Source organism: Brevibacterium sp. HMSC08F02, from assembly GCF_001807555.1.
GTDB classification, from domain to species: Bacteria; Actinomycetota; Actinomycetes; order Actinomycetales; family Brevibacteriaceae; genus Brevibacterium; species Brevibacterium ravenspurgense.
Map to the genome: position 1 here is coordinate 1 of NZ_KV789351.1, position 26,079 is coordinate 26,079.

Below are 26,079 nucleotides of genomic sequence, written 5' to 3' on the forward strand. Positions count from 1 at the left end.
CCGAACCCATACACACATTTTGAGCATTAACCCGGACTTCACACGGTTGTCCGTACTCAACTTTGGCTGCAAAACTCAAGTGGGTGTACGAAACGGCTGGGTGGCTGAATCGCAAACCACTGCTGGGTTCACTCCTACAAGGATCTTGCACCCAACTGATGCCCACCGAACATCAGTGCCGAGTTAGAAGTTGCTATTCGCAATACTCGGCAGATAAGAATCCCTGCAAGCACCCAAACAGAAAATCATAATGGTTTGCAGCGGTGAGCGTTCATTCCTCCCACCCTCTACTATAGTGAGTACGCTGAATTCACAGCCAACGTCCTTTCCCGGACCCACTTAAAGTGCACGACACTCAGTCAACCAAACCTTTGGCAGTCCCTGGCGTTGGACTATCACCGCGCTTGATGGCGACGGGCATTGTTGACGTGCCGCAGCTTGTGGGTCTCATTTGACAGTTCCCACCAGTGTTTTGGCTGACGCCGAACGAGCTGTCGTCAAGCACAAGAATCTCTCCTCAGACGGACCGTCTCTTCAAGAAGTTCCGCAAAGCCCGGAAAGGCACACTTCCGGCTGACTCGCATCAGATGCTTTTCCACTACGTCCGGTGGGATGTGTTCACGTTGTAGTTCCGGCCTCCAGACAGGAATCAAATCGTGGGGGCAACTTGGAGAGGCACTGTTCTGTTCGATGCGCCGATGGCTCACCGGCTGTTACGCCGTGCCTCGAGAATCCTTCGACAACGGGGCGGGAAACCGACCCTCGAACGTGAGACGACAACCTGGCAAATCATCGAAGCCTGGGAGAACTGACCTTCCCTTCGGGACCGGGACTGGTGGTGGGCGCGCTGCGCTGACCGGTTGCAGAACGTGACCACCCCCAGACAGCTGCCACGCTCACCAACCGTCGTGAGACGGCGGTCGATAGCTTGGATGCAGCTGTATTGCTGCTCAGGCCCCTCGCGAACCAGCAGCACAGCCAATGCAAGCAACTGGCGGCAAGAAGATGCTCGATTACGGCGTTACTCAGCCGTGGGCTCCCACATTGCATGAGTTGATGCCGCTTCTGACGGCCTCCATACGAAGACCGTCAGTCAGCACACCTCGCCCCCCTTCGTGGTCACCCACTCTGCTCCGCGCATCGTGTGACGGCCAACTTCAAAAGCAGGGCGCATATGGCCACGTCAGTCGAGCCCGCGCCGCACCAACCGTCGAGGCGGCCTCGTCAGCAGCAGCGCTGCCAGCATTCCCGCGACGACGACCCCCGCCCCCAGCATGGCTTGGTAGCCCCACAGTGGGACGGTGTCCAGCCACGCCCCGCTGGAAGCGATCCGCCTCTTCCAAGCGACGTGGTAGGCGCTGACCGCGAGCCCGGTGCCAAGCCCTAACGGCACCCCGAACAGCAAGATCACCGCAGCTTTCGCGATCCCGATCCGCACGAGCACGCCTCGTGACGCACCCACCGCATAGGCCGTGATCGCGTCGCGGCGCCCCTGCGTGGCGGACAGCAGCACCGCGATGGCCGCCGCTGCAACGGAGAGGACCCCCAGCAGCACCGGCGGCCCCCACGTGGCCGCACGCTCCTCTGGCCCCCTGTTGCCCTCAAGCGGGTCTGTCGAGTCCGGGAGGCTCACCCACACCAGCCCGCCGACTCTTTCGTCACGCAAGCGCTCGAGCGTAGCTTCATCCAGCGGTTTCGAGGTGTCTGCCAGCACGCCCGCCAGCACGATGTGGTCGAGACCAAGGCCACGCGCCGTCGAAGGTGACATCACGAGGCCGGTACCGATGCCCCGCACAAACTTCGCCGGGAGCTTCACCTCGTCGTGCGGATCAATTTCGAGCGTGTCGAGCTTCTCACGAGGGATGCGCGCAAGACGGACACGACCGTCGTCATCGATCAACGAGGCATCGCTCACCAACACACCCCCACTATCCAGCACCTGCGCGGCGGCGTCGGCCCCTGGCAGACGCATCGCCTGCAGCGCAGGGCCATCCATCAACACCGGCGGCTCCGAGGGAGATTCGGGGCTTCCGAACCGGGTGGTCCCCCCATTGAAGGCAGCACCAGAGACCTCGCTCACGCAACGAAGCGGAGCTCCCGGAGTTCGTGCCGAGGCGGCGTGAACCAATGTGTTTTCGGGGCATTCGCGGCCCTTCGGCTGGAGAGGGAGAAGCAATGTCGGCGAGTCTTGGGCCAACGCTTCGACGGGATGCGAACCGTCGACCTCAGGCAGGCTGCGGGACAGCTCTTCCAGCGCAGCGTCGGCGATGGCCCGATCGAGCACCGGGTCGATGGACACCGTCGGAGAGACGAGGAATGTCCCCCGCCAGTCGACGGACTCGCCCGTCGTCCGAAGATCGGCATGCTGCGACGCGCCCATGACCAACAGATACGACGCTGCCAGCAGCGAGAACATCACGCCGAGGACCGCCGGCACCGTCCGCGACGGATGATCGGCCGCATCTCGAAGCGCCAGCTTCCACACCGGCCGACGGCCATCCCCGAGCCTCCCGAGGAGTGGAAGCAGCCCTCGCACCGTGACCGCGAGGCCGGCCAGCGCGGCCACGATGGCAAGTGACGCCCCAATGACGAACACCGTCGCGCCTGGAGGCAGCGAGCCCGGCGCAAGTTCCGCCTTAGCTTCCTGGCCCGCCACATGTTCGGGCACTCGCGCCAACAGCGTCGCCGCGCCAACCAGCACCGAAATACCGAGCAGTGCGGGGCCGATGATGAGCGAGCGTCCCCGACGACGACGTTCCGCGCGCACGCTGGGCCTGTCGCGCAGCGCATCGACTACCGAGAGACGAGCGACGGAGAGCGCTGGCCCCCACGCGGCGATCAGGCCGAGCAACACGGCGATGCATGCACCGGCAACGAGCACCCACCAGGGGAAGTTGGCGAGCGCCACGTCCGCACCAAATCGCAGCTGCTCGGAGTCCTCGGCTGGCACCATCGCCCCGAGCAGTGCGCCGAATCCCGCAGCTGACGCGACTGCCAGCACGCATCCCAGCACCGCCCCGAATACTCCGATGACAAGCCCTTGGGACAGCACGATGCGCCGCAGGTGGCGTGGCGTGGCGCCGACCGCCCCGGCAAGTCCGAGCGTGCGCCGCGACTGCTCCGCGGAAATCGCAATCGCAGGAGTGACGAGGAAGAACACGAGCAGCCCACCCACCACAAGTGCTACCGCGACGCCGATAGCTCGCTCCAGCATCAGCGCTGGATCGATGTCCACCGGGTAGAGCTCGTCGGCGGCCGGGTAGTGCTGGAGCACGTGCCTGGAAATCGCGAAGGCCTGGAGCTTGTTCAGCGCTTTGGCATCCGTCCACGTCACGGGCTCCGAACCGTGCGCGAACCAGTGCCGTTGCAGCCCTTCCGGATGCTTCGCGGCCAGCGACGACAACCAGCCCGACGGCGCCCAGGCGCGGGTGCCGGACGTGTCAGAGATGCCAACCACACGGTAACCTCGGGCTGAATCGTTCATCGCGGCGGCGAGGTTGCCGTCGTAACTGCGCACGCCGACGTCCGGTGGCGCGAGGAAGCCCAGCGAATCGCCCACTTCGAGGTGGAGTCGGTCGGCCAGGGAGCGCGTGATGATGACTTCCGAGGGCGTCGTCGGAGTGGTGCCCTCAGCCACACGCGGCGCGCTGGCGGAAAAGGCCCACGGTTCGCCCTCCCACAGCTCCACCATCGCGAGCCGCTTGGGGGGCTTCCCATCGAGCGTCTTCACTTGACTGTCGAGGGTCTGTTCCTGCCCCGGCTGCAGCCCGAGCTCGGGCGATGCGACGAGCGACGGCGACGTCCAGTACTCGGAGAGCTCGATGGCCGGTGGGAGTGCCGCGCGAATCTGCTCCGGATCTGCGGCGCGCACTTCTTCATCGTCGATCCATGGCCCGGGGGCACCCTCGGGGATCTGCGGAAATGGTGGTCCACCCTGTGGCAAGGCTGCGGCCGTGATGGTGGCCTGGGCACCGTCGGGAATGCTCTCCAGCACGCGCTTCGTGACCGGGGCGCCCGGCGAGGAGATCGAGAAGAACGTGCCAAGCGCCGCGACCGGCAAGGCGATGAGCAAAGCGGCGAGAATCGTCCGGGTCAAGTGGCGTCGAGCGTCGCGGCTCGCCAACCGCAGCACAGCGTGCCAGGCGCTCATCGGGGTGCTCCGTCGCCGGAATGAAGCTCGTCAAGCAAATGGTTCGGGTCGGTCGGCCCAGCCTCTCCCGAGATGCGCCCATCGCGCAGGTACACCGTGCGATCGGCCCATGCCGCGAATCGGGGCTCGTGCGTCACCATGACCACCGCCGCTCCCTTGTCAGCACGCTGGCGAAGGAGTTCGAGCACCGCGACGCCGGTCTCGCTGTCGAGCGCACCCGTGGGTTCGTCGGCGAGCAGGAGCCGTCGAGGCCCGACGAGTGCCCGAGAGATGGCGACGCGCTGGGCCTGACCACCCGACATTTCCTCGGGACGACGATCAGCGAGCTGGGCAATCCCACATTGGGTAAGCACATCCATCGCCGCGCTTCGAGCTCGACGCCATGGCATGCCGTCGAGCTCGAGGGGAAAGGCGACGTTCTCGACGGCGCTCAGCCCAGGCAGGAGGTTAAAGTCTTGGAACACGTAGCCGACGTGGCGGCGTCGCATGGATGCGAGCTGCGGGCTGGTGAGCCCGGAGAGCGGGGATCCCTCGACGAGCACCTCGCCGCTCGTCGGGGAGTCGAGGCCTCCCGCGAGATTCAGCAGCGTCGATTTGCCCGAGCCTGAAGGTCCCATGATGGCAACGAACTCGCCCGCCTCGACGACGAGGCTCACGGCGTCAAGAGCGGTGACTCGACGCGCACCCTCGCCGTGGACGCGGGTCACGTCACGTAGCGCTAGCAGCGGGCCCGGCGACGTCATCGGCGGCCTTTCGCGTTGCTCACCAGCGAGGGCTCAGCCATGATGGCTGCGCCGGCGTCTGAGCGCCCCTCGGCACGACGGCGCAGGGCGCCTTCGATGTTGTCGAGCCAACGGAGTTCAGCTTCGGTGAGGAACAGGTGGTGGTCAAGCACGAGCTGGCCGACGAAATCGTCGGCGTGACGACGCAAGCGGGTGAGATCGTGCAGGGTCCGCTGCGTCGTACTGCGCTGGCGCTGCACAAGCGCGAGCACGTCGACGCCGGGCGTGACCGTAGCGAGGGCGAGCTTCACGACGAGCTCGTCCCGGCCGCGCTGCTCTGTGACTACAGGACGCTCCCACCAGACCTGGAGATCGTCGGCGCCCTTGCTCGTGAGCCGCCAAGGCTGGCCGCCTGACTCGCCGTCGGTCTCCATGTCGTCGCGGACCACGAGTCCGTCGCGTTCCAGGCGCTGGAGCGTCGACGACGCCTGCCCAATGTTGAGGGGCCAACTCTGGCCGGTGGACGCGTCGAAGCGTTTACAGAGTTGGTATGTCGACGACGGCTCCGACGACAGGAGCGCAAGTATCGCGTGCTTCACGGACATGCACTGTCCTCCGTTTCATGACTACAACAAATGGTTACTTGATAACTAGTTACAAGGTAACCCCTGGTGGTTGAGGCAGTCAACAAGCGCAGCCGCAGCTGGCGCGGTGGCTTGGTGGCTACGGATGCCGCGCGAGTACGGAACGGTCCTGCCGCTGGGCCCGACGGCGTCGAGCTCCCGCGAGAACCACTGGAGAAGCTGCCGATGACCGTGATCGTCACGCGCTCCTAAAGCCATTGCAGACCACATGGATCTACTACCAGCTGCCCGATGCTGCTGGATGCTTCGCGCAACAACAGGGCATTTCAGGCTCGCGCCAGTGATGCGTTGCGACGAAGCCCTGGCTCTTCGCGCCCAACGACCGTGGCAACAATGGTCAAGTCGACGAGAACAGTCATGTATCGGTGTTTAATACTAAAGATCGAGGCCTCGCGCCTCCCCACTTATATGGAGAAGGTAGTCAGTGCAGACGAAACTCATACGACGTGCTCTCGCCCGCGGCGCCGCGGGCGGACTGTTATTAGCCGGGATTAGTGGCTGCAGTAAGAGAGTTTCCCGAGGCGTCGTTGACGACGTTTCCGGTGGTACGTGCCCTCGATCCACGAGATGATTTCGAGGCGGAGTTCGTGGCGGGTAGTCCAGGGTTGGCGGTCGAGGACGTTCTTCTGCAGCAGGGCGAAGAATGACTCCATTGCTGCGTTGTCACCGCAGGCTCCGACCCGGCCCATCGAGCCGCGGAGCCCGTGACATTTGAGGGCTTTACAGAATTTCCTCGACCTGAATTGGAATCCTCGGTCCGAATGCACGATCACCCCGGCCGGCTGCCCCCGGCGAGCTACGGCCATCTCAAGAGCGTTGCCCGCGATCCGGGCCTTCATCCGCGAGTCGATCGAGTAACCCACGATCCGGTTGGAGAACGCCTCCTTGATCGCACACAGGTACACCTTTCCCTCTCGGGTGTGATGCTCGGTGATGCCGGTGAGCCACAACTGGTTAGGACCCTCAGCGGTGAACTGCCACTGCACCAGGTCATCATGGACCGGCGGACCTGCCTTCTTATAGCGCGATGCGCGTGTGACGATGACCGATTGGATACCGGCGACCCGGCACAGCCGCCACACACGACGCTCCGAGACCGTGTAACCCAGCTCTGTGATGTCATCGGCCAGCACCCGGCAGCCACCCTCGGGGTCGTCGGCATGGAGCTTGCGTAGCACGGCGATCAACTCACGTTCCTCGGCCTCACGGACCGAGACTGGCATCTTCAATGACGCCACGGCTGAGGCTATGCAGGTATTGGAAGACCAGAAGCGTGAGCTTGATGGTGCGATCCAGGCCGAGCATGTCAAAGCAGCCCTGTTCGAGGATGAGGCCAGCATCGGAACGTTCTACAAAAAGTATGCCGGGGCAACAATGGATACCCCCTGAGACCAGGGATCTGCTGCTGGAGTACTTCGTGGACAAGATCTTCGTCGGCCCAGGCGAGCTCACCATCGCATCATGGCTCTTCGACCACGGTGCAGAAGTCACCTTCGAGGAACTCTCTGACGCAAAAGAAATGGGGGAAGCGTTGACTATAGAGTTCAGCGCTTCCCCCCGAGGTGGAGATGGCGGGAATCGAACCCGCGTCCGTCGACGATGCACCGAGGCTTCTCCGGGTGCAGTTCGTGAAGAATGTTTCTTAGGTCCTGAGCTTGGCACGAACACCGTGCTCAACAGACGGAGTTGAGTAGAAGTCCCAACGATGTCCCCAACAAACACCGTCAGCAGTGGCTTTCAAAACTGATACCGGGAGCTAGGCCGAAAGCAGACCTAGGCCGGCAGAGTCGCAGCTCGCTAGTTGAAGGCCTTTATCAGGCGGCGAGGGCGAACTCGGTGCGGTCGTTAGATTTAGCACCTATTGTTTTGCAAGGATCGTTAACGAGATGACCCTGCATCCTCGACCCGCTTCACTCGACACACACGTCAACGTCGAAACCGATCATCCCCATATTCATTTGTCTAACACACAGCCGTAACGCTGCGGACTCAGAAGATTATTCCACCCCAGCGGCCAACAACACCAACCGGGGTGCACCACAACGATGCCGACGGTCCGACCCGGAACAACAGCAGCACCAGAACCGGCACTTCCACCAGCCTCACAGCACCACCACTGGCTAACTCAGAGATGCTCAGTTTGCAAACTGAAAAGCGCATACCCCACAGCTTTGTCCACAACGGTGGAAAAGCATCGCTCAACAAGCAAAACCCCCGTTGATTCACGGTTAAGGCAACCTTGCCGCAGTCTTATTCCACAAACCCACCCACAGTGCACCCTGCGGCGTGACAGAAATCCACACTCCGGCATTTGCGCAGGTCAGAGACCCAAAATCAGCAAAACCGCCACCTCAGACCGCGCTCCAAGAAAATTTTTCCAACAACTTATCCCCAAGTTGTCCACAGCTCCACCTGAAAACTGCCCACATCCCCGAAAATCCGGGCGAAAACCGCACAAAACCAGCCCTAATCGGCCCCAAACGCCACCCGAAAACAGAAGTCCCACTGCCCTCCCCAAAGGGAGCGACAGCGGGACCTATCAGACGTAAGTCGAGCTCCACCTCGTCAGAGGGAGAAAAGCACCGACCACCCGAAGGCGCTCAGAAATCAGCGCAGGCCTCGGATACCTCAGAGACCCTTGGTGCTCTGCGTGTCAGGCCCTCCGGCCGGACGGGTGCGCTTAAGTTCGTAGAAGGTTTCAACCGTGGCCAGGCGGCTCAGACCGTCCCACATGGCGAGGCCTTCTTCTTCCTCCGGAAGCGTGAGGATGACCGGGCCGAAGTAACCCTGCTTGGTGCCGTCTTCGCGTTCAAAGGCGATGATCGGCACACCGACATCGTCACCGACCAGGTCGAGAGCCGACTTCAGCTCAGCGTTGAGGTGCTCGTCCCAGCCGTCATCGTCAGCGGCCTTCAGGAGATCAGCAGACAAGCCAGAATCAGCAAGGATTTCGCTGATGAGCTCGTCAGTGAAGTCTGTGCCGTCAACGTGCCGAGCCGCACCGAACACCGTATACAGGCCGCCGGCGTCGGCGCCTTCTTTCTCAGCCGCCGCAATCACACGCAACACGCGGTGACCGGCGTTGTGACCCTTGGAGTGACCAGAGTTTTCGTTGGCGCCACCGGGCAGTTCGTCGTTCTTAATGGCCAGGCTGAACGGACGCCAGGTGACGTCGATGTCGCGTTTAGCACTGACCTGCACAAGCCAGCGGCTGGTAACCCAGCAGAAAGGGCAAGAGGGATCGTAATAAAAATCTACTCGCTGCATATCCCGAGTCTAACGACTCACGCTGCACCGCGCACCGGCCGAAACCCCTGCCGAGGAGCCGGCCCGGCTCCCAGTCATGTTCCGGCTGAGCGCCGACTACAGGAAGGCCGAGGTGCCGCTCACCTGTTCTGGCGCAGTGACATGGCGCGTTCGGCTTCGCGCTTGTCCTGCTTTTCGCGCAGCGCCTGCCGCTTGTCCCAGTCCTTCTTACCCTTGGCCAGGGCGAAGGAGATTTTGACGCGCGAACCAGAGAAGTACAGCTCCAGCGGCACCAGCGTGCGGCCGGACTCTTTCAGCTTCTGGTTGATCTTGATGATCTCGGCCTTGTGCAGAAGCATCTTCCGCTTGCGCCTGGCGGCGTGGTTCGTCCACGTTCCCTGCAGGTATTCGGGAATGTAGATGTTCTCGATCCACGCCTCACCGCGATCAATGTGGGCGTAGCCGTCAGTAATGGAGGCGCGGCCTTCACGCAGCGACTTCACTTCCGTGCCGGTGAGCACAAGGCCCGCTTCGAATTCCTCTTCCAGGTGGTAGTCAAAAGAGGCGCGGCGATTGCGCGCAACGACCTTTTTGCCGTCGTTTTTGGTGGTCTCGCCGTTCTTCTTAGACATGTTCTGGTGGGGTCTTTCGATTTGGGACGCGCTTGATCAGGGAAGCGCGTTTTCTTCTTCTGCCTTCTGCTGTTCTTCCTTGCGCCAGCGGATGCCCGCTTCAAGGAAGCCGTCGATGTCGCCATCGAAAACAGCTGAGGGGTTGTTGACTTCGTAGCCGGTGCGCAGGTCCTTGACCATCTGGTACGGGTGGGTGACGTAGGAGCGCATCTGGTCACCCCACGATGCCTTGATGTCACCGGCGAGGCTCTTCTTCTGTGCCTCTTCTTCTTCGTGCTTCAGCTGCAGCAGTCGCGACTGGAGCACGCGCATGGCCGCTGCACGGTTCTGGATCTGCGACTTTTCGTTCTGCATCGACACGACAACACCCGTGGGGATGTGCGTGATGCGCACAGCCGAGTCAGTCGTGTTGACCGACTGACCACCGGGACCAGACGAACGGTACACGTCGATGCGCAGGTCGTTTTCGTCAATGTCGACGTGGTCGGTCTGCTCGATGAGCGGAATGACTTCGACTGCTGCGAACGATGTCTGGCGGCGGCCCTGGTTGTCGAACGGGCTGATGCGCACCAGGCGGTGCGTGCCGGCTTCAACGGACAGGGTGCCGTAGGCGTAGGGGGCGTTGATCTGGATGGTTGCGGACTTCACGCCCGCACCTTCCGCGTACGAGGTGTCGAGCTCCTGCACGTTGTATTCGTTGTTTTCGGCCCAGCGTACGTACATGCGGGTGAGCGTCTGTGCGAAGTCGGTGGCGTCGTCACCACCGGCACCAGCGCGAACGGTGATCACTGCGGAGCGTTCGTCGTATTCACCGGACAGGAGCGTGGCGATTTCCATGTCCGACAGTTCGCGCGCAAGCTTGCTGACTTCGTCCTGCGCTTCCTGCAGGGCGTCATCGTCGTCTTCGTCTTCGGCCATGGAGACCAGCAGTTCGACGTCTTCAATGCGCTCGTCAAACTTTTCGAGCTTTTCGAGCCTGGACTGGCGGTGCGAAAGCTTCGAGGTGACCTGCTGGGCTTCGTCCGGGTTGTCCCACAGGTCAGGTGCTGCCGCCTGCTCGGTGAGCTCAGCGACTTCTGAGCGCAGCTGATCGATGTTGGACACCTCGCGGATCGAGGCGAAGGTCTGCTTGAGGTCGGCGATTTCGCTCGCAAAGTCAAAGGCCATAGTCCTGCCAGTCTACGGCACCGGGTTCAGAAGACGCTGACCGTTATCCCACAGCACGGCCCGCAGCCACTCCTCCCCCAGCTCCAGCCGCTCAAGCGCTTCAACCTGGTGGGCGTAGCTGTAGGGGATGTTGGGGAAGTCGGATGCGAACACAATCCGATCTCCGTAATCACCCAGACGGCGGCGATAGTCAGGGGACGTTGGCGCAAACCGCTCCGTGAAATCAGTCAGTGCCATACAGGTGTCCAGATGGAAGTTCGGGTGTTCATCGGCCAAGTCAAGGAACGCCTCGTAATCCGGCATGCCCAGGTGGGCCATGACCAAGGTGAGGTTCGGGAACCGCCGCAGCACATCCCGGATCGGTTCGATACCCGTGTGCGCTCCCCTCTGGGGAGCATGGCCTGCATGAATGACGATGGGGAGCTCCGCCTCGGCGATCATGCCCCACACGGGGTCGAGGTGGGGGTCGGTCGGGTCGTAGCCGCCCACCTGCACATGTGCTTTGAAAACCCGGGTGCCGGACTCGATGGCGGTGCGGACGTAGTCTTCCGCCTCGGGTTCCGGGTAGAAGGTGCTGCTGTGGGCACAGTCGGGAGTGCGGGCGGCGAAGTCGGCTGCCCACGAGTTAAGCCAGGCGGCCATGTCCGGCTTGTGCGGGTAGAGCAGTGAGGTGAACTGCTTGACCCCGAGAGTGCGGAGAGTGCCGATGCGCTCGGCTTCGTCAGTGCGGTAGGTGATCGGCCAGTCATAGCCGAGGACCTCTTCTGCCTGTTCGAAGTAGGCCCACACTTTGCGCAGCACATTGTGCGGCATGAAATGCGTGTGGATATCGGTCAGACCGGGGATGCCCAGCTGTGCGCAGAGGTCGCGGATGTAGTTCGCATCGTCGTTGAGGCTCGCCATGCGTTCACTGTATGTCAGGGGTGGTTGCGGGGCGGGCGGTGCTCCCTGGAGTGGACCCGGTGGCTGTCCCATGGAACGGTGCGAAATTCAGATAAAATCCAAGCATGGACACCGCCGAGGACAAAAAGAAGAAGAAAAACTTCGATCTCCTTGAGGCCGAGATTGCCGTCCCCATCATCGACGCGGCACGAGAGGCACATGGCCAGGGCCGCGGAACGTTCACCTGTTCGGCGCCTATGACAATTGCCGATGGCCAGCACTTTGCAATAAAGCGCAAAAGCTACGGCAAGACGCAGATGTACGACATCGGGCCGCTGATCGACTCAATCGAAAGGATCGGCTGGACCCTCACGTTCGTTGAGCACATCCCCCTTGTTCCGATCACCGTGGAACTCGGCGGAACAACAGCCTCGTTTGGCGAAGTTCGAGCGCACATGATCTTCCGCCGCAAAACCACCTGAGTCCGACAAGTTATCCACAGATTCGGCGCAACCCGCAGCCCGTCGGGCGAAGTGCGGTTGAGGGCGGGATAATCAGCCATTCGAGGAGCGTCAGAGACTGTGTCCGAGTTTCATGTCAGTGCCTCCCGCTAGCTTGTGGCTTGTAAACTTGAGTTCAGCTAGGAGGTCACGATGTCTGTTGTCGATGTCCGCACTACAGTCCACACCCGCGAAAACGCTGTTGCTCGCCGCGAGGAAATTCTGGCGAAGGTTGGGGACCCCGCAGCATTCCGCCGTCGCGGCGAAGCTTTTGAGCTCAACGCCGAGGAACTGGCACTTTACAGCGAGCTCCTCGACCTTGAGTATCTGCTCGATGACTGATCAGCCCACGCTGAAACAGCAGGCTGAAGACTTCGCGGGTGAACTCACTCAGACGGTCCACGCAGTGGTGGCGGACAGTCCACCGTTCAAAGTCGATTCTGTCGACGGCGGATCAAAGTTCGTCATTCAGCAGGATTCTAAAACCGGCATTGAACTGACTGTCGACAGCAAACCACTGCTGTCGTTGCTTGTGAACTACCGATGCACCGCTGACAGCAAGAAGCGCTTCTTAGCAGTCGATAAGTCCGCGATTGCGGTTTACCCAGGACTACAAGCACAAAAAGAGCCGCTGTTCCGATACGAATACCAGCGCGACGCCAGTCAGACGCCCAGTGCCCATTTGCATATCCACGCGCACCGTGACGCTTTCACTGCAACTATGGTCCGCGCTGGGCAGACCACTAAGCGTGGAGCAAAACGCGCTGAGGACGATCCAGTGCCCTCACTGAAGGAACTGCATTTTCCACTTGGAGGAAGTAGATTTCGCCCTTGCCTCGAGGACGTACTCGAAATGCTCATAGAAGAATTCGGACTCGACCATGACAAAGGGCCAAATGGGTCTCGTGAAGCACTGCGTATAGGCCGCGCGGCGTGGCGACGCAGGCAGACAGGTGCCGCTGTTCGAGACGACCCAGAGTCTGCCGCCAATGCACTTCGGGAACTCGGCTACGACTTCAAGAATCCCGGCGAAGACGTTTTTTCAACCGTCAACTACGACCGTCTGAAACGAATGTAAACACGACAAGTTATCCACAGATTCTTCGCAACCCGTAGCTATCAGGCGAAACGTCCTCTATATTTCGAAATACCGAACTTGCCGTGCAAAGAAGCACGGCTATGCAGAGGACAGGAAGAGGCTGAGCCGGCATGGATGCCACAGACATCATCGCCGAACAGGTCCGCGATGCTGTCAGGCTTCGCGGACTCGACCCTCGTATGGAACCCGAACCCACACGGGCACTCATCCGCGATGTCATCGCCGCCTACGACGAACACACGCTCAGCGGATCACTCCCTCTGTTGGATGACCCCGAACAGGCATTCCAGCGGATAGTCGACGACCTCACCGGCTTCGGACCCCTGCAGCGCTTCCTCGACGACCCAGAAGTCGAAGAAATCTGGATCAACAGTCCCGACAAAGTGTTCATCAGCCGCGACGGCGTCAGCGAACTCACCACGCTCGTCCTCAGCGAGACCGACGTCTACGAACTGATCGAAAAGATGCTGCGCACCAGCGGCCGTCGCGTCGACCTTTCCCAGCCGTTCGTCGACGCGAGCCTTCCCGACGGTTCCCGCCTGCATGTGGTCCTGCCGGACATCACACGCCGCCACCCCTCGGTGAACATCCGCAAGTTCATCAAGAAGACCCGCAGTCTAGACGACCTGGTCAGAACAGGTTCCCTCACCTCGGCAGCGGCACGATTCCTCGACGTCGCGGTCAAAGCCGGAGCCAACATCGTGGTCTCCGGAGCAACCCAAGCCGGCAAAACAACAATGCTCAACGCGCTTGCCGGCTCCATCCCGGCACGCGAACGGGTGATCTCCTGTGAAGAAGTCTTCGAACTGGCCATTCCCACCCGCGACTGGGTGCCCATGCAGTGCCGGCAAGCATCCCTGGAGGGCACCGGTGAAGTCACACTGCGCGACCTCGTCAAAGAGGCCCTGCGCATGAGGCCCACCTGGATAGTCGTCGGCGAAGTCCGCCAAGCAGAAAGCTTCGACCTGCTCATTGCTCTCAACTCCGGTTTGCCCGGCATGGGCACCATCCACGCGAACTCAGCGCGCACCGCCGTAACGAAGCTGTGCACCCTGCCGCTGCTGGCCGGACCGAATATCGGCTCCGAATTCGTCACACCCACTGTTGCGGCGGCTCTCGACCTGGTCGTACACCTGGCTCTGAACGCTGACGGTTCCCGCCGGGTCGTAGAAATCGCGGCGGTGCCCGGCGGAATGGAAAACGGCGTCGTCGAACTCGAAAGCGTTTTCCACACCGTGAACGGCACCCTCGTCCGCGGCACCGGGTTTACGCACCTGGGCGAGCGCTTCTCCCGCATGGGGCTGAACATCCACCAGATTCTGGAGAACGCATGAGCGCCTCGGCAACCGCCGTCATGTGCGGTGTGGGAATCGGCACCGGGCTGGCCCTGCTGTGGTTGGCCATGTGGGAAGGTCCGCCGAAGCGCAAACACACGTTCGGCTTTATACAGAACCTCGAAGACCAGCTCAAGACGGCCGGGTTCCACCGGTTGAAACCGGCACATGTTTTCGTCGCCGCTGTCCTTGCCGCCGTACTGACGATGTTCACGGTATGGGTCGTGACAAACGCCCTGCCAATTGCCGTGTGCTTTGGCATCTTTTCCGCAGCTGCGCCTTTTGCTGCTTTGAAGGCGAAAGCTCGCAAAACCGCTTTCAGCCGCCGTGACCTGTGGCCGCAGGCAGTCGATCATTTGAGTTCCGGTGTGCGCGCCGGACTCTCGCTGCCAGAAGCCGTTGCCGCTCTTGCTGAACGCGGACCCGAAGGGCTGCGGCCCGTCTTCGCCGTGTTCGCCCGCGAATACCGCGCAACAGGTGTTTTCTCAGTCGCATTGGACCGTTTGAAAGACGCAGCCGCCGACCCCGTCGCTGATCGGATTGTGGCAGCACTGCGAGTCACACGCGATGTCGGCGGATCTGATCTGGGCACCCTGCTGAAAACCCTCAGCCACTTCCTGCGCGAAGACTCACGCACCCGGGCAGAACTCACGGCACGCCAATCGTGGACCGTCACGGGTGCGCGTCTGGCAGTGGCCGCCCCGTGGGTTGTTCTGGGCATGCTCGCCACCCGCCCGGAAGCCGCTGCTGCCTACAGTTCACCGCGCGGCGCAGTGCTGCTGGCCGTCGGCCTGGTGGTGTCACTCACCGCTTATTCAGCCATGAAGCGCATCGGCCGGCTGCCGGAAGAACCGCGGGTTCTGAGGTCCTGATGTCTCCCATTGTTGTCATTGCTCTGGGCGTGCTCATCGGAATTGCCGCCGCCAACCTCGTCATGGCCCTGCCGATTATGCGCCGCCCCAGCCTTGAGGACCGCTTGGCGCCCTACATGCGGGAATCGAAAACTGTCGGCCGCATGTACTCGCTTTCTGCACCTGACACCGGAGGACTGCGCGGGTTCATCGGCACAGTCATCGGCAAGGCCGCCAGCTGGCTGGGTGAACGGCTGACAACGGATGCCGGAGTGCGCAGCCGACTGGAGCGCCTGGGCCCTCACGCCACGGTTGAGCGTTTCCGTGCCCAGCAGATCGCCTGGACCGCCGCCGGAACTGTGCTCGGCATTGCGGCAGCAGTCGGCCTTTCTGCCGCACGGGGCTTCCATCCCGTGTTGGTCATCGCCATGCTCGTCCTGTTCGGCGTTGCCGGACACTTCTTCAACGACTGGCTGCTCACCCGCGCCGTCCGCCGCCGCGAACAGCGCATCCTCGCGGAGTTCCCCACAATTGCCGAACTGCTTGCACTGTCCATCACCGCCGGCGAATCAACCGTCGATGCCCTTGAGCGCATCTGCCGCACAACAACGGGGGAACTCAGCCGCGAACTGCAGGCAGCACTGGCGGAGGCACGCACCGGAACACCCCTGGTAGAAGCCCTGGACACCATGGCGCAGCGCTCCGGTGTGCGCAGCCTGAGCCAGTTCGTCGATGGGATTGCCGTCGCCATCGCTCGCGGTACTCCCCTATCAGAGGTTCTGCGTGCCCAAGCCGCGGATGTCCGTGCTGAAGGCCGCCGTTCACTCATGGAACTGGCAGGCCGCAAAGAAGTCGGAATGCTCGTTCCCGTTGTCGCCTTCGTCCTGCCGATCACCGTCATCTTCGCCGTTTATCCATCGCTTGCGGTCCTGCAGCTGGGACCGTAACTGCTTGCTCCAACACAAGTTCAAAGGAGAACTCATGTTTGACCGATTCACCGCACACCTGCTGGCATTCGCAGCCGCCGTCTTCCCACCCACCACTGGGCGACGCAGCCGTTCTGACCGAGGCGATGTGCCGGGCTGGGTGCTCATCACAGTCATGACAGCGGCCCTCGTGGTCGGCTTGTGGGCATTGGCCGGCGAAGCATTCACCGGCTTCTTCCAAGATTCCATGAACAAGGTCCGCAACGCGGGCTGATGACCACCCGCACAGTGCCCTCTCATAGGGCACCTGCCCACACCTCGACGGCCCTTACAGTGCGCCCGCGAAGAACACCCGCACGCAGAGCCGATGCGGGCAACGCGGTTGCCGAATTCGTCCTCGTCGCAGCACTGCTGAGTTTGGTTTTTGCGGCTGTCCTGCAGATTGTGCTGGCAATCCACGTGCGCAACACGGTCACGGATTCAGCTCTTGCCGGCGCCCGACATGCCAGCCTGGTCGGACACACTCCAGACCAAGGTGCAGAGGTCGCCCGCGAACTCATCACCACCGCGATTTCACCGAGCTACGCCGAAGACATCACTGTCGAAGAAGACCACGAGGCGGGGCTCGTCACCGTCACAATCCGCACCCCTGTTCCCGTGGTCGGGTTCCTGGGTCCCGGCGGTGTGTGGGAGCTGCGCGGGCGTGCCCTGATGGAGGATCCGTCGTGAGAAAAGCGGATTCCGGGCGGGCCCCGATCGAGTTCATCTTCGCCTCGGTCGTACTCATCATTCCCCTGGTGTACGGGGCACTCGCGTTTTCACAGGTGCAGTCAGCCGCCTACGCGGCCCAGGCTTCCGCGGTCGATGCCGCACGCGCAGCAGCCCGCTATCCGCAGTCAGCCGAGGAGCGCGCACACCAGTCCGCCCAGCTGCACTTTGCTGATTTCGGCTTGGAATCTGCCGAATACACCATCCGCTTTGACTGCGCCGGAGACTGCCAGAAAGACGGGACTCGTGTGACGGCGACTGTGGAATCTACTGTTCCGCTGCCCGGAATCCCCCGCTGGCTGACGTCCGGTGGGAAAGCCGGGATCACCGTCCAGTCGGAACACGCCGACATTGTTGCGGCATTCGGTGAGGTCAGGCCATGAGCAGGCGCAGGGATCGCGGCTCGATCATGCCTCTGTCCATTGGGTTTATGAGCATCGCCCTGGCCCTGCTCATCATTGCGGTCGTCATCACCGACATCTACATGGCCCACCGCAAGCTGTTCGCCATGGCAGATTCAGCTGCTCTGGCCGCCGCGGATTCCTACACACCGGGGCTGACCGAACAGCCGTCCCTGTTCTTCACCAACGCCGATATTGAAAGTGCCGCCAGCCGCTACATCCGGCAGTCCGCCGACGATTCCCGGTGGACAAGCATGCGCGTGCGAGCGCACACCACCGACGCCAATCACGTGTCCGTTGAACTCACCGCCGGCTACAAACCGGTTCTCATCAGCCCTTTTGTGCCCAAAGGATTCCCCTTGCGCGCCGCAGTCACAGTTGAGGGTGCGTTGCTCGATCCCGAATCCCGGTGAATCACGAGGTGCCGCCCGGCATGGTCTTTTAGGGTCGGCTTCTGTGGGGGCTTGTGGGTCGCTGACTTCTGTTCCGCGCTCTGTGGACAGGACGCGTGCAATCCACAGGGGTTCACATTGGGGTGTGCGGCGATGCTCAGCTCGCCTATGTTCCAAGCATGGCTCAGACAACCGTTCACGTCACCGGACAGGGGCACGCGTCGTTTTCGCTCAGTGCTCCTGACCGTGCGAGCGCCGCTGATGTTCTAGCCGCCTTCACCCGCCACACCGCGGGTGATTCTGTCGGGGCGTGGGCAGTCCGGTCCGATGGCGAACACTCTCGCCCCACCTCGGAAACCTGGCGGCAGTGGTGTTCCCAGCATCCGGCGACTATCGTCAGTCGTCCCAGCCAGCTCGACGTGCGTGCGAGGCTCACCGGAGTCCAGCCTGCCGCCACGATCGTGGCAGGGCCGGACGCTGGTTTTTCTTTCGCACTGCCGCCGCACACTGTCACGGTCGGTCGCAGCGAACGCGCTGATTTCTGTCTGCAGGACCCTTTTGCATCGCGCACTCCGCAGCAGCTGCGGTTCGGCACGAATACGGTCGGCAGCAGCGTCGTGGTTATTGACGACGGGCAGCCCGAAACCGTCAACAACGCCGTCATTCCTTGGCCGAAACCGCCACGGGTCGCACAGCTGAACCGCCCGTCGATTCTGCATCTGGTCATTCCACTGGTCATAGGGATTGCCCTGGCGATGGCCATGCAAGTGTGGTGGTTTCTTGCCTTCAGCCTGTCCGGCCCGCTGAGCGCGGGACTGCAGCTGCTTACAGAGCGGCGGCGCATCCGCAGGCAGTCAGCCGAAGGTCTGCGTTCCTATGCCGCCAGTCTGCGCACGCTTGCAGAAACGGTAGAGCAGCGAGCGGCCGAAGCGAAGATTCCGCCCAGTCGTGACCGGCTGACGGTGTGCATCGGCTACGGGACGGTTCTCCTTCCCGCGGCGGTCGCCGAACCACCCGAACCGGATGAATCGTGGGATGACGACTACCGTGCCGCGTGCCAGACACTCGAGGGCAGAACCGTGCTGCCGATCGATGCTGCCAGCCGCAGAATTCAGGCCCAGGCGCCTATCAACATCGACCTTCGGGAACACTCGGTTGTCCTCTGCGGTGCTGAGGCCGTGCCGATTGTCCGGGCTCTGTGCGCCCCACTCAGTGCTGCCGCGATTGTTGTCCACGGCCGTGCCGCAGCCCGACGCACCCCGGAACTGCTGACTGTTTTGCCCGTCTGCCCCTGCGTGTATGGAGACAACTGTGTCGACAGCGAGGCGGCTGTAGCCATCACGGTTGACCACGACCGGATTGCCGTAGCCGGCGCTGAGGCCAAGAGTTCAGTTGTGGTTGAAGCGTCTGCCCGCACGGCCCGGATCGTGCAGGCAGCCACGTCACCTGCGACGATGCCGGAGCCCGGCGCGATCAATCCCGCGCGCATGTCCACCGGAAGGTTCCTCAGCTTGTGCCCGCACACGTCTGGCACGGACGAGGCATGGTCGGAACCGGTCAGTTTCGACGAGTTGGCCTCCCAGTGCACGCGGGCCGAGGTGCCCATCGGCCTGGGCCCGGACGGCCCGGTTTCCGCTGATCTGTTCACTGATGGTCCCCACGCGCTTGTTGCCGGCACCACGGGAAGCGGAAAGTCAGTCCTCCTGCAGACGTGGATTGCCGCTCTGTGCCGCAGTCGACGGCCGGATGAGCTGCGGTTGATCCTCATGGACTTCAAGGGCGGAGCGGCGTTCTCGTCCCTGGCCGAGCTGCCGCACGTCGAATCGTGTTCGGACAATCTGGACCTGCGTTCAGCCCTGCGCACTCTGCGCAGCGTTCAGGCGGAGGTCCGCTATCGCGAAGGCGTGCTCAAAGCCTCCGGATGCCCCGACATTGACGCCCACAATCAGACTGAAGCCGGGCCGCTGCTTCCGCGAATCGTTGTTGTGATTGACGAGTTCCAGGTGCTGACGGCCGACTTTCCACCCGGTGTTGAAGCGCTGGAATCCCTCACGGCCTTGGGACGGTCGCTTGGCATCCACATAGTGCTGGCCACGCAGAAGCCTTCCGGAGTCATCACATCGCGCATGCGCACAAACATCGCTCTGCGCATCTGCATGCGCGTACGGGATGCTTCTGACTCACTCGAAGTGCTCGATTCTGCTGTTGCGGCTGACTTCCTTCCGGACCGGCCCGGGATGGGCTGCATATCCACCGGTCACCGAAGCGATATGTTCCGCGCGGCCAGTCTGGACATTCCCGCTGACGCGTCTGCCCAGGTGAGCTGGCGCCGGCTCGACACTGGCGAGCGCGAAGTCGGATCCGCCTCGGGTGCGTGCAGTATTGAGGTCGAGGCACCGCCGGTGCCGATCCTGCAGCAATTGCTGCAGACAGCACGGCCGAGGAACACCCGGCGAATCACCCCGGAAACTCTGCCTGAGGTTTTGCCGCTGAACGGATCGGGGCCGGTGGGACTCATTGATCTGCCCGACCGGCAGACCGTTGTGGACTGGACGCCCCAGGCGGATCTCAGCACGGCGATCGTCGGCGGGCCGTGCACGGGGAAATCTTCTTTGCTGTGGCTTCTGGCCCGCGTGTTTTCCCAGGACAGTACGGGGACTCAGGGTGGTACGGCAGCTCAGTCTCCGGACAGTGTTTTCTTCACGCGGGATGGGCCTTCGTGCTGCCGGAGGGGATTGCTCGTGGTCAATCACGCTGATGCGTGGCTGGTGGAATACGCGCTCGGCAGGATTGAGCAGACGGTTGCGTCTGGTGGACGGCCGCGAGTGTTCATTGACGACTTCGAACACCTGACTTCTCAACCGCACATCCTCATGCGCTTCGAAGCGCTGCTGAGTGACACCTCGGCCGTCATCGTGTGTGACCGCAGGACACTGAGCTCAAAAGTCGGCGCATCGATCAGCCGACGGCTTTTCTTCCCACCGGCCTCCGATGGGGACACGGTGTTTCTGGGACTCAGCAATCACCGTTTCGACGGCTTCCCTGCCACGGGACGGGCTGTTCTCATTGCCCCACACACCGACTGCGGTGAAGCGCGTGCAGATGAGGGCTTGCCTCAGTGGGACGCCGATGTCATCGGGCCCGACGGGGTCGATGTGCAGATCGCCTACACGGAGGGGACGGCTGGTGCTGCCGGCGCGAGCACTGCGGGGTCTCCGGGTGCTTGTGCAGAGGCTACTCCCCCGCTGCCGTGGGGCATCGGGCGCACCCCAACTCCTGGTGCTCTCGGCTACGGCCCCTGCGGCGAGCCTGTTGTGTGGAACGCAGAAGAGCACGGCCACGTGCTGAGCATCATCGGTCCGGCAGAAGTGCGACAGAGTATCGCCGCCACCCTTACTTCCGCTGAGCTGCCCGACTGTTTCACACAGCTCAGTGCGGCCGATGCACTCCCAGGTGACATCGCGCCGGCGATGACGGCAGAAAGGGCAGTGCTTGGGTGGGGTCTGCATGAACAGCTGCCCTATGGATCGCCCGCCGCCCAAGCGAGCGCACTGGGCCCCAGAATCATCGTGGGCGCCAGGGCTCAATCTGAATTGGAAAACCTCGGTCTGCGGCACCTGCCCGTTACTCCACCGGGTATTGCATGGTTCATCACGCGGACTGCCGCAATACCGATACAGCTGCAGGAAAGAGCCCCGCTATGACAGTCAACTGGTGGCAACCGTGTCGTACTCGTAGAGCACGCGTGCTTTGCCGGCCTCCACCAGACCGTCAATCAGCGTTGAGAGCACCGGCATTTCGTCCGTTACCTCGACCACAACCGGGGTGTCAGTCGACAGACGCGCAATGAGAGCGCCCGTGTCCTCCAGCGCAGCCTGGAACTCAGGAGAATCAGCCGACACCGCCTCGCCAGCATCACCGTCAGCAGAGCCGTCATAAACAGCGCCGACGGTCAGCTCGGTGGCACCGTCCTCACCGTCGTCAATCGCGGGGAACGACACTGCAAAAGCCGTGATCTGACCATCGCGGCGCATAAGCGCAGCCCCGTGTGCGCCGGTTGCCTCAGACAGAAAACGCTGATTGACCTGACCAATCGTCATATCAGCCGGACGGTCAGCGCGATTAACGCCCGCATACCAACTGCCGAACGCCTGAGTCAGCGCGACAGAACCGGTGGCGGTCACCTCGAAATCCTCCAACCGGTCAGCACCCAAACCACCCAGCCCGGCAGCCTCAATGCGGACCACCCTGGTGCGAAACAGCGACGAAAAGCCCCAGGCTGCAGCGGCCTGCGCTCCCGGCGTGCCCGGCTCCACCCGAGCCCGCAACGGCAGCCCCTCCAGATCCGTGCCGACAACAGACTCGCGTGCGGCGCTCAGCAGAGCCGAACCGACACCTCGTCGTTCATCAGTTGAGGCGACCTCAACATGTGCCCACGCACGCGTAGGGTGGGCCGGCGACTGTGCCACCGCAGCAGCACCGACCAGCACATCATCGGCCGCTTCGGCAACAACAGCCCGGCTGACAGGAACATCAGCATCCGCGCGGAAAAGCGAACGCGCCATGTGGGCGGCAGGGTTCTGCGGATCACCAAGGATCGTGTTGAGCTTGAGATCGTCACCGTCGACAAAAGGGCGGATGCGCATACAAAGTCCTTCCAAGGCAGCTGACCCCACCATTTTAGGCCCGCCCACCCCAACGCCCGGCCCCGGCAGATGTGACCAGCCCCGCGGTGTCTCGCAGTGCCTGACGGAAGCGCATTCCGATACCGTTATGACATGACTTCGAATACCTCGCCCACGGAGGCTCAGATGACGGACAACCCCATGGAAACGGCCGAAAAGGCCGCAGCGGTCATCAACTCGGCAGCCGGTGTCGACAAACACGACATCGCACTGGTTCTCGGCTCCGGCTGGGGAAGCGCAGCGGACCTGCTGGGCGACACGATCGCCGAAACCCCGGCGGCAGAAGTCCCCGGATTCCACGCCTCGGTCGTTGCCGGCCACGGCGGCACCCTGCGCTCCATCCGCCTGAAGAACAGCGACAAAGTCGCCCTCGTCCTGGGTGCGCGCACCCACTACTACGAAGGCCGCGGCGTACGCGCAGTCGCCCACGGAGTCCGCACCGCAGCGGCCGCCGGGGCAGACAAGCTCGTGCTGACCAACGGCTGCGGCTCAACCTCAGAAGAGTTCGCCCCCGGCACCCCGGTCATCATCAGCGACCACCTCAACCTCACCGCCGTCAGCCCGCTCGAAGGTGCAAACTTCGTTGACCTGACGGACCTCTACTCCCCGCGCCTGCGCGACATTCTGCGCGGTGTCGATCCCGAACTCAAAGACGGCGTCTACGCACAGTTCCCCGGCCCGCACTACGAAACCCCGGCGGAAGTCCGCATGGCCCGCACCCTCGGCGCTGACCTCGTCGGCATGTCGACCGCCCTCGAAGCAATCGCAGCCCGTGCCACAGGACTGGAAGTCGTGGGCATTTCGCTGGTCACCAACCTCGGTGCCGGAGTGTCCGCCACTCCCCTGTCGCACGCCGAAGTCATCGAAGCCGGACAGGCCGCAGGACCGCGCATCTCAGCGCTGCTGGCCGAAGCCGTCAGCACGATGGCCGAACTGCCCCGACAGGAGCGCTGAGCCATGATCGCCGACCGCTTCACAGACGGCTTCGACCCCGAAATCGTCAAAGCATGGATCGCTGACGACCCCAACCCCGTTACCGCCGCAGCCCTGCAGAAGCAGCTGGATGCCGCCACGGGCGAACCCGGCGAAGCTGCCGACCGCGCAATCGCCGACATCACCGAAGGCTTCCAGGGCCTCCTGCAGTTCGGCACGGCCGGCCTGCGCGGCGAAATCGGGCCCGGCCCCAGCCGCATGAACGCCGCCGTCGTCACCCGCGCGGCCGCAGGACTCGCGGCGGCTCTGCGCGATGTTGTCGGTGAGGGCTTCACCGTCGCCATCGGCTGCGATGCCCGCCACGGATCGGCTGACTTCGCCCGCATCACCGCCGCCGTCGTCACCCAGGCCGGCGGCCACGCCATGCTCTTACCGGCACAGCTGCCCACACCGCTGTTGGCCTTCGCAGTCAAGCACCTGGGCACCGACGCCGGCGTCATGGTCACCGCCAGCCACAACCCGCCCCAAGACAACGGCTACAAGGTCTACCTTGGAGAGCGGCCCCTCATCGGCGCGGCTCGCGCTGCCGCAGACGCCGACGGACGCGAACTCACCGACGCTGAGCTCGAAGCGCTCACGGCAGGTGCCGGCGCGCAGATCGTCGAACCTTTCGACGCGTTCATTGCCGGCAAAATCGCCGAGGTGCCGTCTGTCGGCGGCATGGACCTGCCGGACACCGGCTGGACGGAACTGGGCGACGAGGTGCTCGAGGCCTACACCGACCGGCTTGCCGAATTCACCGACATGGCCGGTGCCCGCCAAACTGAACCGCTGACGATCGTCTACACCGCCATGCACGGTGTGGGCGGCCAGACAGCGCTGCGTGTTCTTGAACAGGCCGGCTTCACGGATGTTCACGTAGTCGACCAGCAGCACCAGCCCGACCCCGATTTCCCCACCGTCGCATTCCCCAACCCGGAAGAACCCGGTGCGCTCGACCTCGCCTTCGCCAAGGCGCGCGAGGTCGGGGCAGACCTCATCATCGCCAACGACCCGGATGCCGACCGCGTATCGGCCGCCATCCCGGATCCGCGGGAGGACAGCGGCTACCGCCAGCTTTCCGGTGACGAGGTGGGGCTCCTGCTGGCCGAATTCATGGCCGGAACCGTGCGCTCACGCCAGGCAATGGGCGAAACGTGCGTCATGGCGAACTCGATCGTGTCCTCAACCGCTGTTGCCCAGTTGGCGGCCAACCGCGGCATTGCGCACCGGGAAACGCTGACCGGTTTCAAGTGGATCACCCGCGTACCCGGCCTGGTGTACGGCTACGAGGAAGCGCTCGGCTACTGCGTCGACCCTGAGGCTGTGCGCGACAAGGACGGCATCAGTGCGGCCGTCGTCTTCGCCGGTCTGGTCTCCAAGCTCAAGAGCACGGGACTGACCGTTGAAGATCAGCTGGATGACATTCGCCAGCGCGACGGCGTTTTCCTCACTGCCCCACTGACCTTCCGCTTTGAGGACGTCGACAAGATCACCGCGGCTGTCGACTCACTGCGCAGCACTCCTCCTGCCGAACTTGCCGGGCTGGATGTTGTTGAGGTCATCGACCTTGCCGCCGGCAGCGATGAGCTTCCGCCCACCAACGGCATCAAACTGCGCCTGGAAGGCGGTGACCGGATCATCATCCGTCCGTCGGGAACCGAACCGAAGCTCAAGTGCTACCTGGAAACGGTCGCACCGGCTGATGGCTTCGATTCCCCCGAGGACGTGCGCACCGCGGTTGCAGAATGCCGCCAGCGCCTGTCCGCACTCTCAGCCGCACTCGGCGCATACCTGGGGCTGTAAAAGCTCACGCCGAAAGCGCGCGGACCGACCGCCGAACCTCGGCACACCGCGGAACCACACCCTGAAACCACAAATCCACCCGTTAGCCGTGCGGCTAGCGGGTGGATTTGTTGCTATTGGGAGTTTTTGCGGCTAAGGGGTGTTTTTCATCTGACGCGTGTTTCCGTGCAGTCCGCAGGCAAAACACCCCGCAGCCGAGTCAATCTAGAACCGAAGCCAAAACCTCAGTCTTCGAAGCCTTCCAGCACTGCGGCGGAACCGGACAGTCCCAGGCGGGATGCGCCGGCTTCGATCATTTCGCGTGCAGCTTCTGCCGATCGGATGCCGCCGGAGGCTTTAACGCCCAGGGCGTCGCCGACGGTCTTGCGCATGATGGCCACGGCGTGTGCCGAAGCTCCGCCAGCCGGGTGGAAGCCGGTGGAGGTCTTCACGAAGTGGGCGCCGGCCCGCACCGAGGCTTCGCAGGCGGCGACGATTTCGTCGTCTTCAAGCTCTGCGGATTCGATGATGACCTTGACCAGAGCATCGTGCCCGGCCTTCTTGGCAGCATCTGCAACTGCTTCAACAACACCGCGGATGTCAGCTTCCACGTCATCCCACAGGCCGGCCTTGGCCGCACCGATGTTGATGACCATGTCGACTTCCTGAGCGCCCTGTTCGACAGCCAGCGCCGCCTCGGCAGCCTTGATCTGGGGTGCGACAGCACCGGAGGGGAACCCGCAGACAGTGGCGATCACAAGGTCGCCCGTGTCCTTCAGCGGCAGAGCCGACGGCGACACGCACACGGCAAGCACGCCGAGGCTCTTGGCTTCCTCAACGAGCGCGGCAAAGTCTTCCGGGGTGGATTCAGGCTTGAGCAGCGTGTGGTCGATCATCGCTGCGACATCGGTCTTCTTCATAAT

The 26,079-nt window shown here is 62.8% G+C and carries 23 protein-coding genes, 1 other RNA gene and 1 pseudogene; 14 read left to right on the forward strand and 11 right to left on the reverse strand.

The window, feature by feature from the left end; all coding sequences use genetic code 11:
- Positions 1 to 1,183 precede the first annotated feature (1,183 nt).
- The 4 genes and pseudogenes from HMPREF3172_RS03940 to HMPREF3172_RS03955 form a co-directional block, all read right to left on the reverse strand.
- Positions 1,184 to 4,150, reverse strand: coding sequence for an FtsX-like permease family protein (locus HMPREF3172_RS03940; RefSeq protein WP_070515608.1), 2,967 nt, complete (start codon positions 4,148 to 4,150; stop codon positions 1,184 to 1,186).
- The gene (locus HMPREF3172_RS03945; RefSeq protein WP_070515610.1) at positions 4,147 to 4,893 is read right to left on the reverse strand and encodes an ABC transporter ATP-binding protein; all 747 of its coding nucleotides are present in this window, start codon (positions 4,891 to 4,893) and stop codon (positions 4,147 to 4,149) included. Before HMPREF3172_RS03945 ends, HMPREF3172_RS03940 begins: the two co-directional genes overlap by 4 nt.
- On the reverse strand, positions 4,890 to 5,477 hold the full coding sequence (locus HMPREF3172_RS03950) for a PadR family transcriptional regulator (protein WP_070515612.1): 588 nt from the start codon (positions 5,475 to 5,477) through the stop codon (positions 4,890 to 4,892). Before HMPREF3172_RS03950 ends, HMPREF3172_RS03945 begins: the two co-directional genes overlap by 4 nt.
- Positions 5,478 to 6,007: 530 nt before the next feature.
- Positions 6,008 to 6,742: pseudogene (locus HMPREF3172_RS03955) on the reverse strand (IS3 family transposase); the annotation flags it as partial.
- Between the two features lie 22 nt (positions 6,743 to 6,764).
- Between HMPREF3172_RS03955 and HMPREF3172_RS10520 the strand changes: the two are divergent.
- Positions 6,765 to 6,905, forward strand: a complete 141-nt coding sequence (locus HMPREF3172_RS10520; RefSeq protein WP_176746125.1) for a hypothetical protein — start codon at positions 6,765 to 6,767, stop codon at positions 6,903 to 6,905.
- A 171-nt stretch (positions 6,906 to 7,076) separates the two neighbouring features.
- Here the strand turns inward: HMPREF3172_RS10520 and ssrA are convergent.
- The 5 genes from ssrA to HMPREF3172_RS03980 all read right to left on the reverse strand — a co-directional run bounded on the left by ssrA (position 7,077) and on the right by HMPREF3172_RS03980 (position 11,464).
- Positions 7,077 to 7,466, reverse strand: a transfer-messenger RNA (tmRNA) gene (gene ssrA / locus HMPREF3172_RS03960).
- Between the two features lie 678 nt (positions 7,467 to 8,144).
- Positions 8,145 to 8,783, reverse strand: a complete 639-nt coding sequence (locus HMPREF3172_RS03965) for a mycothiol-dependent nitroreductase Rv2466c family protein (RefSeq protein ID WP_070428628.1) — start codon at positions 8,781 to 8,783, stop codon at positions 8,145 to 8,147.
- 119 nt (positions 8,784 to 8,902) lie between these two features.
- Complete coding sequence (smpB, locus tag HMPREF3172_RS03970; RefSeq protein ID WP_070515614.1) at positions 8,903 to 9,394, reverse strand: SsrA-binding protein SmpB; 492 nt, start codon at positions 9,392 to 9,394, stop codon at positions 8,903 to 8,905.
- 36 nt (positions 9,395 to 9,430) lie between these two features.
- Positions 9,431 to 10,561, reverse strand: coding sequence for a peptide chain release factor 2 (gene prfB, locus HMPREF3172_RS03975; RefSeq protein WP_070424490.1), 1,131 nt, complete (start codon positions 10,559 to 10,561; stop codon positions 9,431 to 9,433).
- Positions 10,562 to 10,573: 12 nt separating this feature from the next.
- Positions 10,574 to 11,464, reverse strand: coding sequence for an amidohydrolase family protein (locus tag HMPREF3172_RS03980; protein WP_070515615.1), 891 nt, complete (start codon positions 11,462 to 11,464; stop codon positions 10,574 to 10,576).
- Positions 11,465 to 11,568: 104 nt separating this feature from the next.
- Between HMPREF3172_RS03980 and HMPREF3172_RS03985 the strand changes: the two genes are divergently transcribed.
- The 11 genes from HMPREF3172_RS03985 (at position 11,569) to HMPREF3172_RS04035 (ending at position 21,418) form a co-directional block, all read left to right on the forward strand.
- The gene (locus HMPREF3172_RS03985) at positions 11,569 to 11,925 is read left to right on the forward strand and encodes a hypothetical protein (RefSeq protein WP_070515617.1); all 357 of its coding nucleotides are present in this window, start codon (positions 11,569 to 11,571) and stop codon (positions 11,923 to 11,925) included.
- 171 nt (positions 11,926 to 12,096) lie between these two features.
- Entirely contained in the window at positions 12,097 to 12,285 is a 189-nt protein-coding gene (locus HMPREF3172_RS03990; RefSeq protein ID WP_062020285.1) for a hypothetical protein, read from the forward strand.
- Entirely contained in the window at positions 12,278 to 13,021 is a 744-nt protein-coding gene (locus HMPREF3172_RS03995) for a hypothetical protein (protein WP_070515619.1), read from the forward strand. The genes HMPREF3172_RS03990 and HMPREF3172_RS03995 overlap by 8 nt, the downstream gene beginning before the upstream one ends.
- A 131-nt stretch (positions 13,022 to 13,152) precedes the next feature.
- Positions 13,153 to 14,376: a TadA family conjugal transfer-associated ATPase gene (locus HMPREF3172_RS04000; protein ID WP_070515621.1), complete on the forward strand. Its 1,224-nt coding sequence runs from the start codon at positions 13,153 to 13,155 to the stop codon at positions 14,374 to 14,376.
- The gene (locus tag HMPREF3172_RS04005; RefSeq protein WP_070515622.1) at positions 14,373 to 15,248 is read left to right on the forward strand and encodes a type II secretion system F family protein; all 876 of its coding nucleotides are present in this window, start codon (positions 14,373 to 14,375) and stop codon (positions 15,246 to 15,248) included. The genes HMPREF3172_RS04000 and HMPREF3172_RS04005 overlap by 4 nt, the downstream gene beginning before the upstream one ends.
- On the forward strand, positions 15,248 to 16,174 hold the full coding sequence (locus tag HMPREF3172_RS04010; RefSeq protein ID WP_070515624.1) for a type II secretion system F family protein: 927 nt from the start codon (positions 15,248 to 15,250) through the stop codon (positions 16,172 to 16,174). The genes HMPREF3172_RS04005 and HMPREF3172_RS04010 overlap by 1 nt, the downstream gene beginning before the upstream one ends.
- Before the next feature lie 34 nt (positions 16,175 to 16,208).
- Positions 16,209 to 16,427: a hypothetical protein gene (locus HMPREF3172_RS04015; protein WP_019175994.1), complete on the forward strand. Its 219-nt coding sequence runs from the start codon at positions 16,209 to 16,211 to the stop codon at positions 16,425 to 16,427.
- Entirely contained in the window at positions 16,427 to 16,882 is a 456-nt protein-coding gene (locus tag HMPREF3172_RS04020; protein WP_256173171.1) for a TadE family protein, read from the forward strand. Before HMPREF3172_RS04015 ends, HMPREF3172_RS04020 begins: the two co-directional genes overlap by 1 nt.
- A complete protein-coding gene (locus HMPREF3172_RS04025) occupies positions 16,879 to 17,304 on the forward strand; it encodes a hypothetical protein (RefSeq protein ID WP_062020299.1) in 426 nt (141 codons plus the stop codon). Before HMPREF3172_RS04020 ends, HMPREF3172_RS04025 begins: the two co-directional genes overlap by 4 nt.
- Positions 17,301 to 17,735, forward strand: coding sequence for a pilus assembly protein TadG-related protein (locus HMPREF3172_RS04030; protein WP_141741569.1), 435 nt, complete (start codon positions 17,301 to 17,303; stop codon positions 17,733 to 17,735). The genes HMPREF3172_RS04025 and HMPREF3172_RS04030 overlap by 4 nt, the downstream gene beginning before the upstream one ends.
- Before the next feature lie 158 nt (positions 17,736 to 17,893).
- The gene (locus tag HMPREF3172_RS04035) at positions 17,894 to 21,418 is read left to right on the forward strand and encodes an FtsK/SpoIIIE domain-containing protein (RefSeq protein WP_141741570.1); all 3,525 of its coding nucleotides are present in this window, start codon (positions 17,894 to 17,896) and stop codon (positions 21,416 to 21,418) included.
- A gap of 3 nt (positions 21,419 to 21,421) precedes the next feature.
- On the opposite strand, the gene HMPREF3172_RS04040 is transcribed toward HMPREF3172_RS04035, so the two are convergent.
- Positions 21,422 to 22,360 (reverse strand): histone acetyltransferase, encoded by a 939-nt coding sequence (locus tag HMPREF3172_RS04040; protein ID WP_070515630.1) that lies wholly within the window; start codon positions 22,358 to 22,360, stop codon positions 21,422 to 21,424.
- Between the two features lie 165 nt (positions 22,361 to 22,525).
- Here HMPREF3172_RS04040 and HMPREF3172_RS04045 point away from each other — a divergent pair, with 165 nt between their 5' ends.
- The gene (locus tag HMPREF3172_RS04045) at positions 22,526 to 23,353 is read left to right on the forward strand and encodes a purine-nucleoside phosphorylase (protein ID WP_062020307.1); all 828 of its coding nucleotides are present in this window, start codon (positions 22,526 to 22,528) and stop codon (positions 23,351 to 23,353) included.
- Between the two features lie 3 nt (positions 23,354 to 23,356).
- Entirely contained in the window at positions 23,357 to 25,177 is a 1,821-nt protein-coding gene (locus tag HMPREF3172_RS04050) for a phospho-sugar mutase (RefSeq protein ID WP_070515632.1), read from the forward strand.
- 224 nt (positions 25,178 to 25,401) lie between these two features.
- Here HMPREF3172_RS04050 and deoC read toward each other — a convergent pair whose 3' ends face one another.
- Positions 25,402 to 26,076 (reverse strand): deoxyribose-phosphate aldolase, encoded by a 675-nt coding sequence (deoC, locus tag HMPREF3172_RS04055; RefSeq protein WP_070515634.1) that lies wholly within the window; start codon positions 26,074 to 26,076, stop codon positions 25,402 to 25,404.
- Between the last annotated feature and the right edge of the window lie 3 nt (positions 26,077 to 26,079).

Excerpts from the sequence above, each read along its gene's own strand:
- HMPREF3172_RS03940 (WP_070515608.1), bottom strand. The coding sequence starts at position 4,150 with ATGAGCGCCTGGCACGCTGTGCTGCGGTTGGCGAGCCGCGACGCTCGA.
- HMPREF3172_RS03945 (WP_070515610.1), bottom strand. The coding sequence starts at position 4,893 with ATGACGTCGCCGGGCCCGCTGCTAGCGCTACGTGACGTGACCCGCGTC.
- HMPREF3172_RS03950 (WP_070515612.1), bottom strand. The coding sequence starts at position 5,477 with ATGTCCGTGAAGCACGCGATACTTGCGCTCCTGTCGTCGGAGCCGTCG.
- HMPREF3172_RS10520 (WP_176746125.1), top strand. The coding sequence starts at position 6,765 with ATGCAGGTATTGGAAGACCAGAAGCGTGAGCTTGATGGTGCGATCCAG.
- HMPREF3172_RS03965 (WP_070428628.1), bottom strand. The coding sequence starts at position 8,783 with ATGCAGCGAGTAGATTTTTATTACGATCCCTCTTGCCCTTTCTGCTGG.
- smpB (WP_070515614.1), bottom strand. The coding sequence starts at position 9,394 with ATGTCTAAGAAGAACGGCGAGACCACCAAAAACGACGGCAAAAAGGTC.
- prfB (WP_070424490.1), bottom strand. The coding sequence starts at position 10,561 with ATGGCCTTTGACTTTGCGAGCGAAATCGCCGACCTCAAGCAGACCTTC.
- HMPREF3172_RS03980 (WP_070515615.1), bottom strand. The coding sequence starts at position 11,464 with ATGGCGAGCCTCAACGACGATGCGAACTACATCCGCGACCTCTGCGCA.
- HMPREF3172_RS03985 (WP_070515617.1), top strand. The coding sequence starts at position 11,569 with ATGGACACCGCCGAGGACAAAAAGAAGAAGAAAAACTTCGATCTCCTT.
- HMPREF3172_RS03990 (WP_062020285.1), top strand. The coding sequence starts at position 12,097 with ATGTCTGTTGTCGATGTCCGCACTACAGTCCACACCCGCGAAAACGCT.
- HMPREF3172_RS03995 (WP_070515619.1), top strand. The coding sequence starts at position 12,278 with ATGACTGATCAGCCCACGCTGAAACAGCAGGCTGAAGACTTCGCGGGT.
- HMPREF3172_RS04000 (WP_070515621.1), top strand. The coding sequence starts at position 13,153 with ATGGATGCCACAGACATCATCGCCGAACAGGTCCGCGATGCTGTCAGG.
- HMPREF3172_RS04005 (WP_070515622.1), top strand. The coding sequence starts at position 14,373 with ATGAGCGCCTCGGCAACCGCCGTCATGTGCGGTGTGGGAATCGGCACC.
- HMPREF3172_RS04010 (WP_070515624.1), top strand. The coding sequence starts at position 15,248 with ATGTCTCCCATTGTTGTCATTGCTCTGGGCGTGCTCATCGGAATTGCC.
- HMPREF3172_RS04015 (WP_019175994.1), top strand. The coding sequence starts at position 16,209 with ATGTTTGACCGATTCACCGCACACCTGCTGGCATTCGCAGCCGCCGTC.
- HMPREF3172_RS04020 (WP_256173171.1), top strand. The coding sequence starts at position 16,427 with ATGACCACCCGCACAGTGCCCTCTCATAGGGCACCTGCCCACACCTCG.
- HMPREF3172_RS04030 (WP_141741569.1), top strand. The coding sequence starts at position 17,301 with ATGAGCAGGCGCAGGGATCGCGGCTCGATCATGCCTCTGTCCATTGGG.
- HMPREF3172_RS04035 (WP_141741570.1), top strand. The coding sequence starts at position 17,894 with ATGGCTCAGACAACCGTTCACGTCACCGGACAGGGGCACGCGTCGTTT.
- HMPREF3172_RS04040 (WP_070515630.1), bottom strand. The coding sequence starts at position 22,360 with ATGCGCATCCGCCCTTTTGTCGACGGTGACGATCTCAAGCTCAACACG.
- HMPREF3172_RS04045 (WP_062020307.1), top strand. The coding sequence starts at position 22,526 with ATGACGGACAACCCCATGGAAACGGCCGAAAAGGCCGCAGCGGTCATC.
- HMPREF3172_RS04050 (WP_070515632.1), top strand. The coding sequence starts at position 23,357 with ATGATCGCCGACCGCTTCACAGACGGCTTCGACCCCGAAATCGTCAAA.
- deoC (WP_070515634.1), bottom strand. The coding sequence starts at position 26,076 with ATGAAGAAGACCGATGTCGCAGCGATGATCGACCACACGCTGCTCAAG.